This is a genomic window from Leisingera sp. McT4-56, from assembly GCF_020514995.1.
GTDB classification, from domain to species: Bacteria; Pseudomonadota; Alphaproteobacteria; order Rhodobacterales; family Rhodobacteraceae; genus Leisingera; species Leisingera aquaemixtae_A.
Genome location: NZ_JAJALF010000003.1, coordinates 26,913 through 42,158, shown reverse-complemented (window position 1 = coordinate 42,158; position 15,246 = coordinate 26,913). Strand labels below are relative to the sequence as shown.

Sequence of the window (15,246 nt, the reverse complement as noted above, 5' to 3'; positions counted from 1 at the left end):
ACTTCATCTTTCTGAAAATACTCAATTGCACTGGCGCTGCACCGGGGCGCAGCGCCGGAGGTTTACACGTTCATCAGCAGATGCTCGCGCTCCCAGGGAGAGATCACCTGCAGGAACTCCTCATACTCCGCGCGTTTCACAATGGAGTAGACGCGGGCGAAGTCCGGCCCCAGCACCTCGTGCAGTTCGGTGGCCTCGTCGAACAGATCGAGCGCCTGGCCCATCACCTGCGGGATATCGCCGTCGCCTTCATAGGCATCGCCCTTGAACTGCTTGCGCGGGCGTTCCTCGTTGACCAGGCCGAGATAGCCGCAGGCCAGCGACAGAGCGATGCCCAGGTAGGGGTTGCAATCCATGCCGGCGATGCGGTTTTCCACCCGCCGCGCTTCCGGCCCCGACAGCGGCACGCGGATGCCGGTGGTGCGGTTGTCGCGGGCCCATTCCAGATTGATCGGCGCGGCGTGGTCCTTCACGTAGCGGCGGTAGGAATTCACATAGGGCGCCATCACCGCCAGACCGGCGGGCAGGTGGTTCTGCAAACCGGCGATGAAGTTGTAGAAGGCATCCGTCTCGCCGCCTTGCGGGCCGGAGAAGATGTTCTGGCCGGTCTCAACATCCAGGATCGAATGGTGGATGTGCATGGCGGAACCGGGCTCATTCTCGATCGGCTTGGCCATGAAGGTGGCAAAGCAGTCGTGGCGCAGCGCCGCCTCGCGGATCAGGCGCTTGAAGTAGAACACCTCGTCCGCCAGCTTGACCGGGTCGCCGTGGCGCAGGTTGATCTCCAGCTGGCCGGCGCCGCCTTCCTGGGTGATGCCGTCGATCTCGAACCCCTGCGCTTCGGCAAAGTCGTAGATGTCGTCGATCACCGGGCCGAATTCGTCCACCGCGGTCATCGAATAGGCCTGGCGCGCCGCGGCCGGTCGGCCGGAGCGGCCCATCATCGGCTCGATCTCCTTGGCCGGGTCGATGTTGCGCGCGACCAGGAAGAACTCCATCTCCGGCGCCACAACCGGCTTCCAGCCCCGGTCGCGGTACAACTGCACCACGCGCTTCAGGACGTTGCGCGGGCTGTAGGGGATCGGCTGATCGTGCCTGTCATAGGCATCGTGGATCACCTGCAGGGTCCAGTCGCCGGTCCAGGGCGCCGCCGTGGCCGTCGACATGTCCGGCTTCAGGGTCATGTCCTTTTCGATCCAGCCGTCCTCGTCCGCGGCATCGGCCCAGTCCCCGGTGATGGTCTGGTAGAAGATGCTGTCGGGCAGATGGAAATAATCGGTTTTCGCGAATTTCGATGCCGGTACCGCCTTGCCGCGGGCGATACCGGGAAGGTCCGAGATAACGCATTCGACTTCGTCGAGACGACGCCCCTCCAGATAGGCTTTTGCTGCTTCGGGAAGGGTGTCGAGCCAGGCTGACATTAGGTCCTCTCTTTCCTGTAAAAATCTGCGAGGAAGGTTGCGATGTCTTGGTTGTCCACGGGGGTGTCCAGCTCAGCGGCTGCACGGTCCAGCAGGTCGTCAGGCACCACGCCGCGGCCGCGTTTTTCGATCAGGCCGCCGACGAAGGCATTGGGGAATTCGGGGTGGGGCTGCCAGGAGATGATGTGGTCGCCATAGGCGAGAATGCCGTTCTGGCAGAAATCATTGCCGCCGATCACGCGGGCGCCATCGGGCAGCTTCACTACCTGGTCCTGGTGCCAGGCGTTCAGGGTTAGGTCCTTGCCGTCCACCTGATAGGTGACCGGGCCCACGGCCCAGCCGCCCTCGAACTTCTCGACTTTGCCGCCGAGCGCCTGGGCGATGATCTGATGGCCGAAGCAGATTCCGGCCAGCGGCTGCTTGCGCGCATGGATGGCGCGGATCAGCTCCTCCAGCGGCGGGATCCACGCGTGGTCCTCGTAGGCGCCATGCTTGGAGCCGGTGATCAGCCAGGCGTCGGCATCCTGAGGGCCGTCCGGCAGGATGCCGTCCACCACCGCCCAAGTCTGAAACTCAAACCCGTTGCCGTCCAGCATGTCGCGGAACATGGCGTCGTAATCGCCGAAGTCTCCGAACAGGTCTTCGGGGGAGTGGCCGGTTTGCAGGATGCCGATTTTCATGAGTCACCAAATTTGATCAAATTAAGCCTAGCCGAGGATGCCTGAGCGGGCAAGAGCCTAGCGGGAGCCTCGGGCAAAGCGGCTTTATACCGCTTCCAGCCAGGACAGCCAATGGCTCTCCCTGGGGCGTTCCGCAAAGCCTTTCAGCTCCTGCCGCTTGGTCATCACAAGGTTGCGGATGGCGAGATCAGGCAGAATGCGGGCGATCAGGGGATCGGTGTCGAACCAGTTGATCGCAGTCTCCCAGTCGGAGGCCAGCTGCGGCAGGCCCTCGATCTCGTAGATGTTGCCGTCGGAAGGAGCGGGCGGCTGCATCTTGTCCTCGATCCCGGCCAAGGCCGCACCCAGCACCGTGGCGAGCATCAGATAGGGGTTGATGTCGCCGCCTGCGACCCGATGCTCGATCCGGCGCGCCTTGGGGCTGCCGCCGGGAATGCGGATGGCGGCGGTGCGGTTTTCATACGCCCAAGCGGCACTGACCGGGGCGTGGGCGCCAGGCACCAGCCGGTCATAGGAATTGCCATGCGGCGCAAAGATCAGCGAGCTGGCAGGCATCGCCGCCAGACAGCCGGCCACTGCGTGCATCAGCAGGTCGGAACCCTTTTCGCTGCCGTCATCGAAGATGTTGTTGCCGTCCTGATCCTCGACCGAGAAATGCACATGCATGCCGTTGCCGGCCTCTTCAGCATAGGGTTTGGCCATAAAGGTCGCGGCAAAACCGTGTTTGCGCGCAAGGCCTTTGACCAAGGCCTTGAACAGCCACGCATCATCCGCGGCGCGCATGGCTTCCTGATGGTGGAGGTTGATTTCGAACTGGCCCAGGCCGGCCTCGGAAATGGCGTCCTGTGCGGGAATGCCCATCGCCTCTGCGCCGTCGTAGAGATCGGAGAAGAACTCGTCAAAAGCGTCCAGTTCGGCAATCGACAGCACTGATTGCTGATCCAGTTCACGGCCGGTCAGCGGGTCGATCGGCGGGGCCGGGCGGGCGCCGCTGTCGTCCAGCAGGCTGAACTCCATCTCGGTCGCGGCGACAACGGTCCAGCCGCGCGCGGTGTAGCGCGACAGCACCTCACCCAGCACATGGCGGGGGTCGCCCAGGAAGGGGGAGCCGTCCTCCCAGTACATCGCCATCGGCACCAGCGCCGAGGCGGTCTTGAGCCAGGGCATCGGCACCGGGCCGCGTTCGGTGGGCAGCATCACGCCGTCGGCGTCGCCGGTTTCGAAGACCAGCGGGCTGTCTTCGACATCGCGGCCCCACAGGTCGACGTTGAGAGCGGAAACCGGCATCCGCGCGCCGCCGCTGTCCAGCTTGCCGGCCTGGCTCGCGGGCAGCCGCTTGCCGCGCATCTGGCCGTTCATGTCACAGGCGGCAATGCGGATTGTCTTCAGTCCGGGCAGGTCCATTTGGGGCTCCATGAATTCGTTGTGCCAACCCTAGCGCAGAGAAATCCATTCGCCAAGATAATTTGATCAAAAGTTTGAGGTAGCGCCCTTGCTGCCGGTTTTGGGAGGAATTTGCTGGAGGCGGCGGGGGGCGGAAAACCTGCTGCGGCCGGCATTCCAAAAAAGAATGGCTCCCGAAGGAGCCATCTGATGTCAGCGGATCAGGCTGATCTTCAGCCTGGGCTTGGCCCGGCGTTCCTGTGGCAGATGCTTGTTCAGCCGCCGGTTCACAAACCCGAACAGGGAAATGATCAGCAGCGTCAGCAGGATGAAGTAAAAGGCCAGGATCGGGTAGGGGACAAACGGGTTGAAGGTCTTGTCCGCGAAATAGCTGGCGTAATAGAGCGCGTCGCCCTGCTGCCGCCAGGCCGGGAAGCCGGAGAAGAACACCAGCGTGGTGGCGTGGAACAGGAAGATCGCCTCGTTGGTGTAGGCAGGCCAGGCCAGCCGCAGCATGGTCGGGAAGGTGATGCGGCGGAAGCGGTTCCAGCCGGTCATGCCATAGGCATCGGCGGCCTCGATATCGCCCTTGGGGATCGACAACAGCGCCCCGTAGAAGATCTCGCCCGAGTAGGCAGCGGTATTGCAGAACAGCACGATCAGCGCCCCGAGCCAGGCCGAAGTGAACGGATCGAAGAAGCTGGAGACGCCTTTCAGGCTGAGGAAGCAGGCGTAGGCAAAGAAGAACTGGATGAACAGCGGGCTGCCGCGGAACACGAAGATGAACCACTCGGCCGGCTTGCGCCACAGCGGGTTGGAACTGGACTTGCCCACCGCCAGGGCAACCGCCAGGAAAAAGCCGGTCGCCAGCGCCAGCGCGCCAAAGTAGACGTTCCAGATCAGGCCGGAGCCGATCAGGGTGAAATGCTCGCACAGGGTATATTCGCCGCGCGGCAGCAGCCGTTCGCCAAAGCCGAGAGAGCGGAAGGCATAGGCCTGGATTGTTTCAACGCAACTCATGCCGCGGCCTTTCTTTGTGCTTCGCCCGCTGCGGTGGCCTGGCCTTTGGTTAGCCGGGTCATGATCTTGTCCAGCACAACCTCGGAAACCTTGGTGAAGCACAGGTAGAACACCAAGAGGGCCGCGAAGTACCAGACGTGCCAGTTCGGGTGCGGGTAGTCGGTGAATTTGGCAGCCTTGGTGCCGCCCAGTTCGCGTGCCCAATAAACGATGTCCTCGACCCCGAGCAGGAACAGCAGCGGCGTGGACTTGATCAGCACCATCCACAGGTTTGACAGGCCCGGCAGCGCAAAAACCCACATCTGCGGCACCAGGATGCGCCAGAACGCCTGGCGGTGGGTCATGCCATAGGCCTCTGCGGTTTCGATCTGGGCGCGCGGCACCGCGCGCATGGCGCCGTACAGAACGTTGGCGGCAAAGGCGCCGAAAACGATGGAGAAGGTCAAAACCGCCAGGAAGAAGCCGTAGGTTTCATGCACCCATTGGGGCGATGTGGACAGTGGCAGCTTGGCCGCGTCGCAGACCACAAAGTCGATGCCCTGACGGATCGGCTGGTCCCAGTCGGGGCACTTCACCTTGTGCCGCATCCACTCAAACGCCTGGTCCAGCGCGATGACAAAAAACAGGAAGAAGGCAATGTCCGGCACGCCGCGCACAATGCTGGTGTAGCCCTTGCCGAACCAGCGCAGCGGCAGGATGCGCGATCGGGCTGCGCTGGCGGCGCCAAAGCCGAACAGGAGCGCAACCGGGGCAGTGATGGCCAGCAGGGTCAGAACCACGAAGACGGAGATGTAGAGGTTCACATGCTTGCCGGTGGTCAGATAGCAGCTGAGCCAGCTCAGCCCCTCAAGCGTGGATGGGTCCGTGCAGTAGGAAAACATGTAAGCGCCTGTCTTTCTCCGGTCGTGCCCGCCGCCAAGTGCCGCGGAAGAGAATGAATGAGGCCCGCGCGCCGCAGCGGCGGGCCTGCAAGATCCTGGAACAGGATCAGATTACCACTGCGAGGATACTTCCCACTTGGCGATCAGTTCGTTCAGCGAGCCGTCGTCCTTCATCGACTGGATCGCCGCGTCGAACTTGCCGCGCAGCTCTGCGTCCGATTCACGGAAGCCCATGCCAACACCGCCGCCCAGCGATTCAGAGCGCTCCAGCATCACCAGGTCGTCGCCCAGCACGGAATCAAGGAAGCTCTTGTCTGCCAGAACCGCGTCGGCTTCGCCGTTGCGCACGGCCGCGACGGTTTCTTCCGGGGTCGCGAATTCGACCAGGGTCCAGCCCTGCTCAGCGATGAAGGCCGCCTGGATGGTGGTGGCCTGGGCCGCGATCACGCCGCCTTCGAGGTCGACGTCAGCGGACTGGGCAACATAGGCGGACGGATCCGGCGGCGTGTAGGGCTGCGTGAAGTCGATGACTTCATCGCGCTCGTCGGTGATCGACATGCCGGCGATGATGGTGTCGTAGTTGCCGGAGACCAGGTTCGGAATGATCGAATCCCAGTCGTTCTTGACCCACTCGCAGGTCAGCTCGGCGCGCTTGCACAGCTCATCGCCCAGCTCGCGCTCGAAGCCGTCGATCTCGCCGGCGTCGTTGACGAAGTTCCACGGCGCATAAGCGCCCTCGGTGCCCAGGCGCACAGTGTCCGCCAGGCCCATGCCCGCGGTCAGCGCCAGGGCGGCGGTGCCAAGGATCAGTGATTTCATCAAGTTACTCCCATTTTTGGTTGGTTATTGGTTTCGTTATTATTGCTCGTGGCGGGTCGACGACAAGAACGCCCGCAGCCGTTCGGAGCGGGTGCCGCCAAAGACTTCGTCCGGGGTGCCCTCTTCCTCGATCAGGCCCTGGTGCAGGAACACCACATGGCTGGACACATCTGCCGCCATTTTCATGTCGTGGGTCACGATCAGCATGGTGCGGCCTTCGGCGGCAAGATCCTTGATCACCTTGACCACTTCCTGCTCCAGTTCCGGGTCCAGGGCAGAGGTGGGCTCGTCGAACAAAAGCGCCTCGGGCTCCATGCACAGGGCGCGGGCGATCGCCGCGCGCTGCTGCTGGCCGCCGGACAGCTGCGCCGGGTAGACGTCGCATTTGTCACCGATGCCGACCTTGTCCAGGTAATAGCGGGCCTTCTCCTCAACCTCGGCCTTGTCGCGGCCCAGCACGGTGACCGGCGCCTCCATCACATTCTGCAGAATGGTCATATGGGCCCACAGGTTGAACTGCTGGAACACCATGGACAGGTTGGTGCGGATGCGCAGGATCTGCTTGGCATCAGCCGGGCGGCGCGCCAGCCCCTTGCCAGCCCAGATGATCGGCTCGCCCTTGAACAGGACGTCGCCCTCCTGGCTGTCTTCCAGCAGGTTGCAGCAGCGCAGCAAGGTCGATTTGCCCGATCCCGAAGATCCGATCAGCGACACCACATCGCCCTTCTTGGCGGTGATGTCGACGCCTTTGATCACTTCCAGCTCGCCATAGGATTTGTGCAGGCCGCGGATTTGCAGAACGGGCGTTGTATCGGTCAAGGTGTCTTTGTCCCTGTGAGTGGAAATTCGTTCTTATTGGACCGAAAAAAAGACCGAATGCAACGTTCAAACCGCACAAGCTGGCACCTCAGGTGTCAAAATGGCGGGTTAACCGGCCCATTTCGGAAGGGGGCGCTACGTCAGCTCCGCCGCGCGGATACGCTGCTCCGTCAGCACCGGGCCGGGCGGGGTCGGCACCGCCAGGTAATCGCTGGGGGTGAGCCGCACCAGCCCCTTGAGACGCAGGCAGGCTCTGCTGTCCTCATCCAGCACGCGGATGGCTGCCTCGATGGCCGTGAACAACTCATCCGTGTCTCTGCCAAAGGCGGTGATATAGGGCAGCGCAGGCGTCGGGTCCGTGCGCTCTACCTCGCACAGACCGGCAGCGAAACCGTCGTATTCCTTGATCATTTCCCAGGTCAGCGCGTCGAGGGAGGCAAAGTCTGCCCGGCCGTCTGCAACCGCCTCGGCAGACAGCCGGTGGCCGCCGGTTTCCACCAGTGCGCCGGGCAAGATGGAGCGCTCGTGCAGATGCACCATCGGTGCGGCCCAGCCCGATTGCGACAGCGCTTCGTTATAGGCAAAGCGGCGCCCCGCGAAGGCAGCGAGCGGCTGGCCCGCATCCTCCTGCCGGGCGACAAACACGCTGTTGTAATAGCCGGGCTCGCAGCCGGGCAGGCCGTAATCGGGGGTGCCCACAAGTTCCACCTCGCCGTAAAGCCGGGTGCGGTACGGGCAGCCGCAGGTTTGCGACAGAAGCAGCTCGGGGGATTTCCACACCTCCCAGAAATCGGCGCCGCGGGTCAGCTGGTCCGGCCCGCCGCTCAGGTGCTTGCGGATCTCCGTCCAGAACCTGTCATTGGCCGCCGCGGTTTCCGGGCGGTCGTACATTCCGAGATGTGCAATCATTTCGCGGCCTCTGCCCGTTTGCGCGCCTTGGCGCTGTCCACGTCTGAAACGCCCAGCAGGCTGGAGGACAGCCGCAGCAGCGCGTCCTCATTGGCATCCCGGCGGCCGTCCGCCAGAGCTACCTGCCACAGCGCCTCGATCACGCCGGTGCGGTCCTCATAGGCCACCGCATCCTTGATTGCCCGGGTGAAACGCACGGTGTCGGGTGCCTCTGCCTCCATCGCCTCTGCCTGTTCACGCAGGATCAGCGCGCCGCCGGTGTCCAGCCCGAAGCGGGCGGTCAGGATGCGGTCGATGCGGTCCTTCTCCACCTCGGAGTAATTGTGGTCGGAGCGGGCAATCCGCACCAGCAGCGCGGTCAGCGCCAGCCGGGCGCCTTCGTCGTCCAGCTGCGCAGGCGCCGGCTCCAGCAGCCGGTTCAGCAGTTCCTTGAACATCAGCTGTCCTCCGCGGTGCCGCTGAATTTCTTTACCGCGCGGGCACGGGCCTTCTCGCTGTCGGCATAAGACAGCCCCATGGCCTTGCGTGCGTCCTCGATGATGGTGACTTCGCCCGCGTGTTCGGTGCCGTCTGCCAGCACCACTTCCCACAGGGCATCCAGTGCCGCCAGACGCTCTTCGAGGCCCGTGGTCTCGCGGATCAGGCGGCCGAAAGTGTCGGTCTCCGGCGCTGCGGCATGCAGCTTCTCGCAGGTGGCGCGCACCTTGGCGGCCTCGATCGCGTTGTGCTGGTAGAGCCGTGCCAGGATGCGGTCGATCAGGCTGATCTCTTCCAGCTGGTATTCACGGTCCGCCTTCGCCACCCGCACCAGGAGCGCCCCCAGCGCCAGCTCGGCATCCGGGTCCGGCAGTGCGGGCGGCTCGGACGGGCGGAAAGCTTGAAAGAACTTCTTGAGCAGGGGCATCAGCAGACCTCAGACACAGCAGCAGGGCAGGCGGGGTTATTCGCCATAGCCCTCAATGATTTGCATATCACCCGCCGAGACCGGATCGCGAAGCGCCTTGGCGTCCTGATAGGCCATTGAATCATAGCAGGCTTTTGCGGTTTCGAAATCCTTGAATTCAATCACCACGGTACGGGCGCGGAACTGGCCCTCGCGTACTTCCCGGCCGCCGCCGCGCACCAGGAACTTCGCCCCGTATTCGGCAAAGACCGGCCCGTTTGCATTGATGTAATCCTTGTAGCGCTCCATGTCGTGCACATCCACATGGGCCACCCAGTATCCTTTGGGCATGAGCTGCAGCCTCCCTTTTGTTGTGGTTGCGGGCAGGCTGATACAAAAGCGCGGCAAAGACAATGGGGCGGTTGCCTGGAAATTCCCCGTATGCCGAAAACCTGCATGGTTTCAAAGGGTTGCGCTTGAAAGCAGAACGCCCGCCAAGGGGCGGGCGTTTGCAGTTTATCGGAAACCCTGGAGGTCAGGCAATCTCGGCCAGGCGTGCCAGCGCTTCCTTGACCTTGGCTTCCTCCTCCTCGCGCGCGGCAAGGTTTTCGCGGGCTTCCGCCACAACCTCTTCCGGCGCGGAGGCCGCGAATTTCGGGTTGTTCAGCCGCCCGCGCAATCCGCCCAGCTCCTTGGCGAGTTTGCCGAGGGTTTTTTCCAGGCGGGCCTTTTCGGCGTCCACGTCGATCACATCCGCCAGCGGCAGGCCGAAGGAAGCGCCGGGCGCGGCCACGGACGCGCAGCCTTTGGGGAAGCTTTCCACCTGCTCCAGCGCGGTGATGCGGGCCAGTTTCTTGATCATCGCCTCGTTCTTCTCCCACGCGCTGCGCGCTTGGTAGGAGAACTCGGTCACCACCATCGGGATCTTGGCGCCTGCCGGCACATGCATCTGCGCGCGGGTGGAGCGGATGTTCTCGATCGCGGTGATCACCCAGTTCATCTCAGCATCGGCCTCGGCGTTGACCAGCTCGGTGCCGTAGGTCGGCCACTCGGCATGCACCAGCATCTTCTCGCGCTTGGCGGTGTTGCCCCACAGCTCCTCGGTGATGAAGGGCATGATCGGGTGCAGCAGGATCATGCACTGATCCAGAACCCAGCCCAGCGTCTGGCGGGTCTCGGCGATCACTGCCTCATCCTCTGAGCCGAACAGGGGTTTCGACAGCTCAATATACCAGTCGCAGACCTTGCCCCAGACAAAGGCATACAGCGCATTGGCCGCGTCGTTGAAACGGTAGGCTTCCAGCGCCGCATCCACCTCAACCCGGACCTTGGCGGTTTCGCCGATGATCCACTGGTTCACCGCGGCCTTGGCGTCGGGGCAGGCGTAGGCAGGCACTTCCGGGTCATAGACGTTGTTGAAATGGGCAAAGTTCACCGCATTCCACAGCTTGGTGCCAAAGTTCCGGTAGCCCTTGAGGCGCTCCATATCCAGCTTCAGCACGCCGCCGAGCGCCGCCATCGCAGCCGAAGAAAAGCGCAACGCGTCGGCGCCGAATTCCTCGATGATTTCCAGCGGGTCAACCACGTTGCCGGTGGATTTCGACATCTTCTTGCCTTTGGCATCGCGTACCAGGCCATGCAGGTAGACGGTGTCGAAGGGGATGCGCTCCTTGACCGGCAGGCTTTCGTCCAGCACCGCCAGCTGCATCATCATCATCCGGGCGACCCAGAAGAACAGGATGTCCTGACCGGTGACCAGGGTCGAGGTCGGGAAGTACTTCTGCATTTCCGGCGTGACGTCCGGCCAGCCCAGCGTGCCGATCGGCCAGAGGCCGGAGGAGAACCAGGTGTCCAGAACGTCGGGGTCGCGGAACATCGGCACCTGCATCGGGCCGTCGAAGCTGCGGATGGCGCCTTCGTCCTGCACATCCATCAGCTTGACCTGTTCGGCCAGAATCTTCGCCGCCTCATGCTGGTCGGTGACGATGCGGAATTCGGTGCCTTCGACGGACTGAAGCCGCGCCTTTTCCAGCGCTTCTTCCTCGGTTGCGGCGCAAATCGGGTACCAGTCCTCTTCACCGGGGATGTACCAGACCGGGATCTGATGACCCCACCACAGCTGGCGAGAGATGCACCAGGGCTCGATGTTTTCCAGCCAGTGGTAATAGGTCTTCTCGCCCGATTCCGGCAGGATCTTCACATCGCCGTTCTTCACTGCATCCAGCGCCGGGCCGACAACCTTTTCCGCATCCACGAACCACTGGTCGGTCAGCATCGGCTCGATCACAACCTTGGAGCGGTCGCCGAAGGGCTGCATGATCGGCTTGTTCTCGACGTAAGGCTCCTGCACCTCAACGTCTTCGCCGGTCTCCGGATCGGTCTTGGTGACGGTGTGCATTACCGCCAGGCCTTCACTGGTGATCTGCTCGACCACCAGTTTGCGTGCCTCGAACCGGTCCAGCCCGCGCAGGTCGTCCGGCACCAGGTTGATGGCGTCGGCCTCGTTCTCAGACAGGGTCTGCTCGCCCTTGGCCACCGCCATGGCAATGCCCGCGGCCTCGTCGTAAGGCGCGCCGTCGGCCCGCATTTGGCCGCGCATATCCATCAGGCGGTACATCGGGATGCCGCCGCGCTTGGCAACCTGATAGTCGTTGAAGTCATGCGCGCCGGTGATCTTCACGGCGCCGGAGCCGAAATCCTTGTCCGGGTACTCATCAGTGATGATCGGGATCAGACGGCGGTGCTCCTTGGGGCCGACCGGGATTTCACACAGCTTGCCAACGATGGGGGCATAGCGTTCATCCGAGGGGTGCACAGCCACCGCGCCGTCGCCCAGCATGGTCTCGGGCCTTGTGGTGGCGATGGAGATATAGTCGCGCTCCTCCTCGAGGATGACGTTGCCGTCTTCGTCCTTCTCCACATAGGTGTAGGTGGCGCCGTTCGCGAGCGGGTACTTGAAGTGCCACATGTGGCCTGCAACCTCGATGTTCTCGACCTCAAGGTCGGAAATCGCGGTTTCGAAATGCGGGTCCCAGTTGACCAGCCGCTTGCCGCGGTAGATCAGCCCCTTGTTGTACATCTCCACAAACACCTTGATCACGGCGTCGTGGAAATTGGGGGAGTTCTCGTGGCCCGTGCGGGTGTCGCCCTGGGCGCCTGCCATGGTGAAGGCGGTGCGGGAGAAATCGCAGGAGGCGCCGAGGCGTTTCAGCTGCTCAACAATGGTGCCGCCGGATTTTTCCTTCCATTCCCAGACCTTCTCCAGAAATTTCTCGCGGCCCAGCTCGCGGCGCGACGGCTGCTGGTTCTTTGCTAGCTCGCGCTCCACCACCATTTGCGTTGCGATGCCCGCATGGTCGGTGCCGGGCTGCCACAGGGTGTCAAAGCCCTGCATACGCTTCCAGCGGATCAGAATGTCTTGAAGCGTGTTGTTGAAGGCATGGCCCATGTGCAGGACGCCTGTCACGTTGGGCGGCGGGATCATGATGCAATAGGTGGAGGCTTCCGGCTTGGCGTTGGCGCCTGCCTTGAAACAGCCGGCCTCTTCCCAGGCCTTGTAAAGGCGGCTCTCGGCTTCGGCCGCGTTGAATGTCTTTTCCATCGCCATGCGCTAGGTCCTGCGTGCGTGTAATTTCGGGTCGCGCTATCCCTTACCGAAAGGGGCGGCAAAGGGAAAGTCCCAGCGGCGCAGCAGCGGGCGGGCAGGTGCGGCGATGCGCCCAGGCGCATTTTTTGGAACCATGGCCGGGGTGCTGCGTTTTAACTTCACCATGCGCCGCGCAGGTCTGCGGGGCGGATAGAGTTTCAGGCGCCCGGTTCCGGCGCCGCAGTCAAAGACGCCCGGCCCCTGCTGACGCGCATTCCGCGGTATGGGCCGGGCGCACGATTCCAGCTACCGTGCAATCGGGTTGCAGGAGGGCTTTAGCTCACCCCGCTTCAGCCTGCGCTCCAGATCTTGCGGCGGCGTTCCTTGACCATTTCGTTGCCCTCTTCAGTGCCGTCATGGAAGGTGTTGAACCATTCGTCCCAGGGGGTTTCCCAGGTGCCGTAGTTGCAGTCGAAAAACCTGTGGTGCAGCTGGTGGAAGAAATCGCCGACCAGGAACTTGGCTTTGTTGCCGAGTTTCAGATGCTCGAACCCTGCGTGCGAGGTCGGCGCGCCGATGCCGTGGTGGAACAGCAGGAAGATCGCCAGTACCGGATGCCCCGGCAGCAGGAAGAAAATCATGGTGTCGAACATCAGAAAGAAGCTCTCCACGGGGTGCATCGCCAGGCCGGACCAGGGGCCGGTGTTGATGTTGCGGTGATGCCAGGCGTGCACCTTGGTATAAAGCACGCCCACATGCAGCAGCCGGTGCAGCCAGTAGAAGTGAAAGCCCGCCCATACGGGGATGAAGATGGTCATCAGGACGAAGGTGACGGGATTTTCCTCCAGCGTGATCATCGTCACCCAGCCGTTGGCATAGGCGTACAGGATCAGGCTTTCCCAGAAGGTCCAGAAGGTGAGCGCCGGGCCAAGGGTCCAGAACATGTTGTCCCAGACCTGGTTCTTGAAGGTGAACACCTTGGCGCCCTTCATCATCGGGCGCATGTCATAACGGTATTCGTCTGCTTGGGTCCGGAATTTCCACAGCGCCAGATGCAGCCCGCCGGCCACCACCATCAGGATGCAGAAATTGCGGAACCAGATTTCAGCCACCCAGTCCCAGCTGAGCGTCGCGATCCGGTCCAGCGGCGGGGTGAAGAAATTCCAGGTGATAACGGCAAAGACCAGCAACAGCGCCCGCAGCGCCAAAGGGTTCCAGCTTTGCAGCAGGTATTTGATTGAGGCCAAGGGCTTCATCGGCCAGTCCCAATAGGGGGAGGTCTGGATCGGAAGCGCGGGGGTGAAGTTCCAAATCTTGCGCTTGGGGCGCGGCGCATTGGCGGGACCTGTCATGTCTCGTCTCTCATCTGGCTGGTGGTGCGGCTGCTGCCGCGGGGTCTGTTCGCTGCCATGAACCCTAGGGGAGGGGCGGAAAATCCCAGCACGGTATGTCTTGCCGGTGAGAATAAGTTTTGCTTAGCCTTGCTGCATGGCGACCCGGATTCCCTCCCTGAACTGGCTGCGCGTGTTTGAGGCCGCGGCGCGCACTGAAAGCTTTGCCCGTGCGGCGGCGCAGCTGAACATGTCGGCCGCTGCCGTCAGCCAGCAGGTGAAGGCGCTGGAGACGCAGCTGGGCACGCCGCTGTTTCACCGCCACGCCCACGCGGTGACGCTGACAGAGGCCGGTCGGGCCTATCTGCCCTCGGTCCAGCAGTCGCTTCTGATGCTGGAAACCGCCACCACCGGCCTGTTCGGGGAAAGCCGCGAGCAGCGGCTGTTCGTGCAGTCGGTGCTGCTGTTTGCGCATGGGGTGCTGGCGCGGGGGCTGCCGGAATTCCAGTCCGTGCATCCGCAGGTCAGCCTGGCCCTCAGCACCGGCAATATGGCTTCGGATTTTGCCAACCAGTTCACCGACTTGCAGATCGTTTTTGGCAACCCGTCGCTGTTCGGGACCGAGGGTGACGAACTGCTGCGCGAAGTGCTCTATCCGGTGGCCCCGCCAGAGATGGCGGCGCAAATCCATTCACCGCAGGATCTGTTCCGTTTTCCGCTGATCGAGGTGTCCACTCACAGGGCCAGTTGGGTGCAGCTGTTTGAAAGCCTGCGTTTGTCACACGGTCAGGCACGTTATTTCTTTGCCGACAATTCGCTGATGGCGGCAGAGCTGTCGGCGCAGGGGATGGGGATCGCGCTGGCACGCGCCCCGGCTTCGGATGCTGTGGTGAAGGCCAGCGGGCTGGTGTGCTGCCTGCCGGAGGTCGAAGTGCCGGGGCGGGAGGCTTACCATTTGATCTACCCAGACCGCGGCGCCATGCGTCCTGCAGCAAAACTGTTCCGGGACTGGCTGCTGGATTACGTGGCAACCGTTTGAATCTTACTGTCCGGTCCGGTCCAGCTTGGTGGCCAGGTGGATCAGGCTTTCGGAGGAGCGCACACCGCGGGCCTCGGCGATTCTGTCGATGGTTTCATCCAGCTCAGCCGTGCTTTGCGCCACCACCTGCGCCAGCAGGTCGAACCGGCCGGAGGTCGTGTGCACCACCTCAACACCGGGCAGGCTGCGCAGGCGGGCGAGCACTTCCGGTCCGGAACGCGGCTCGATCGACATCAGCACCGTAGCCTGCAGCGGCGGGCGGGCAGCTGCGGAGGTTTTCAGCGTGTAGCCGGTGATTACTCCGGTCGCTTCCAGCCGCTCGATCCGCGCTTGAACAGTGGTGCGGGCCAGACCCAGGTGGCGGGCAAGCTCCGCCACCGGGCGGCGGGCGTTCTCCCGCAGGAGAGTGACAAGGCGCTGATCTGTTTCGTCGGTTTGCATGAATTGCCTTCGATGTGACGGCCGTTTTCGTCAC

Annotated in this window: 15 protein-coding genes; 1 reads left to right on the top strand and 14 read right to left on the bottom strand. The window is 63.0% G+C overall.

Translation table 11 applies throughout. From position 1 onward, the window contains the following. Positions 1 to 62: 62 nt before the first annotated feature. The 13 genes from LHL23_RS05420 to LHL23_RS05360 form a co-directional block, all read right to left on the bottom strand. Positions 63 to 1,421, bottom strand: a complete 1,359-nt coding sequence (locus LHL23_RS05420; protein WP_226429077.1) for a glutamine synthetase family protein — start codon at positions 1,419 to 1,421, stop codon at positions 63 to 65. Then, positions 1,421 to 2,101, bottom strand: a complete 681-nt coding sequence (locus LHL23_RS05415; protein ID WP_226429076.1) for a type 1 glutamine amidotransferase — start codon at positions 2,099 to 2,101, stop codon at positions 1,421 to 1,423. The genes LHL23_RS05420 and LHL23_RS05415 overlap by 1 nt, the downstream gene beginning before the upstream one ends. A gap of 84 nt (positions 2,102 to 2,185) precedes the next feature. Next, the gene (locus LHL23_RS05410; protein ID WP_226429075.1) at positions 2,186 to 3,505 is read right to left on the bottom strand and encodes a glutamine synthetase family protein; all 1,320 of its coding nucleotides are present in this window, start codon (positions 3,503 to 3,505) and stop codon (positions 2,186 to 2,188) included. Between the two features lie 192 nt (positions 3,506 to 3,697). Further along, positions 3,698 to 4,504 carry an ABC transporter permease gene (locus LHL23_RS05405; RefSeq protein ID WP_222478600.1) on the bottom strand — a complete coding sequence of 269 codons (807 nt, stop codon included), beginning with the start codon at positions 4,502 to 4,504 and terminating at the stop codon, positions 3,698 to 3,700. Next, entirely contained in the window at positions 4,501 to 5,385 is an 885-nt protein-coding gene (locus tag LHL23_RS05400) for an ABC transporter permease (protein ID WP_226429074.1), read from the bottom strand. Before LHL23_RS05400 ends, LHL23_RS05405 begins: the two co-directional genes overlap by 4 nt. Positions 5,386 to 5,496: 111 nt before the next feature. Beyond that, positions 5,497 to 6,204, bottom strand: coding sequence for a transporter substrate-binding domain-containing protein (locus tag LHL23_RS05395; RefSeq protein WP_226429073.1), 708 nt, complete (start codon positions 6,202 to 6,204; stop codon positions 5,497 to 5,499). A 39-nt stretch (positions 6,205 to 6,243) separates the two neighbouring features. Next, the gene (locus LHL23_RS05390; protein ID WP_222478606.1) at positions 6,244 to 7,023 is read right to left on the bottom strand and encodes an ABC transporter ATP-binding protein; all 780 of its coding nucleotides are present in this window, start codon (positions 7,021 to 7,023) and stop codon (positions 6,244 to 6,246) included. 135 nt (positions 7,024 to 7,158) lie between these two features. Next, complete coding sequence (locus LHL23_RS05385) at positions 7,159 to 7,932, bottom strand: phosphate/phosphite/phosphonate ABC transporter substrate-binding protein (RefSeq protein WP_226429072.1); 774 nt, start codon at positions 7,930 to 7,932, stop codon at positions 7,159 to 7,161. Then, positions 7,929 to 8,369: a tellurite resistance TerB family protein gene (locus LHL23_RS05380; protein WP_226429071.1), complete on the bottom strand. Its 441-nt coding sequence runs from the start codon at positions 8,367 to 8,369 to the stop codon at positions 7,929 to 7,931. Before LHL23_RS05380 ends, LHL23_RS05385 begins: the two co-directional genes overlap by 4 nt. After that, a complete protein-coding gene (locus LHL23_RS05375; protein ID WP_222478719.1) occupies positions 8,369 to 8,830 on the bottom strand; it encodes a tellurite resistance TerB family protein in 462 nt (153 codons plus the stop codon). The genes LHL23_RS05380 and LHL23_RS05375 overlap by 1 nt, the downstream gene beginning before the upstream one ends. Positions 8,831 to 8,872: 42 nt before the next feature. Then, positions 8,873 to 9,166, bottom strand: coding sequence for a DUF1330 domain-containing protein (locus tag LHL23_RS05370; RefSeq protein WP_226429070.1), 294 nt, complete (start codon positions 9,164 to 9,166; stop codon positions 8,873 to 8,875). A 184-nt stretch (positions 9,167 to 9,350) separates the two neighbouring features. Then, positions 9,351 to 12,422, bottom strand: a complete 3,072-nt coding sequence (locus tag LHL23_RS05365) for a valine--tRNA ligase (protein WP_226429069.1) — start codon at positions 12,420 to 12,422, stop codon at positions 9,351 to 9,353. 329 nt (positions 12,423 to 12,751) lie between these two features. Continuing rightward, positions 12,752 to 13,753, bottom strand: coding sequence for a sterol desaturase family protein (locus LHL23_RS05360; RefSeq protein ID WP_226429068.1), 1,002 nt, complete (start codon positions 13,751 to 13,753; stop codon positions 12,752 to 12,754). A gap of 136 nt (positions 13,754 to 13,889) precedes the next feature. Between LHL23_RS05360 and LHL23_RS05355 the strand changes: the two genes are divergently transcribed. Further along, positions 13,890 to 14,771: a LysR family transcriptional regulator gene (locus tag LHL23_RS05355; protein ID WP_226429067.1), complete on the top strand. Its 882-nt coding sequence runs from the start codon at positions 13,890 to 13,892 to the stop codon at positions 14,769 to 14,771. 3 nt (positions 14,772 to 14,774) lie between these two features. Here LHL23_RS05355 and LHL23_RS05350 read toward each other — a convergent pair whose 3' ends face one another. Further along, positions 14,775 to 15,212 carry an Lrp/AsnC family transcriptional regulator gene (locus LHL23_RS05350; protein ID WP_226429066.1) on the bottom strand — a complete coding sequence of 146 codons (438 nt, stop codon included), beginning with the start codon at positions 15,210 to 15,212 and terminating at the stop codon, positions 14,775 to 14,777. Positions 15,213 to 15,246: the final 34 nt, after the last annotated feature.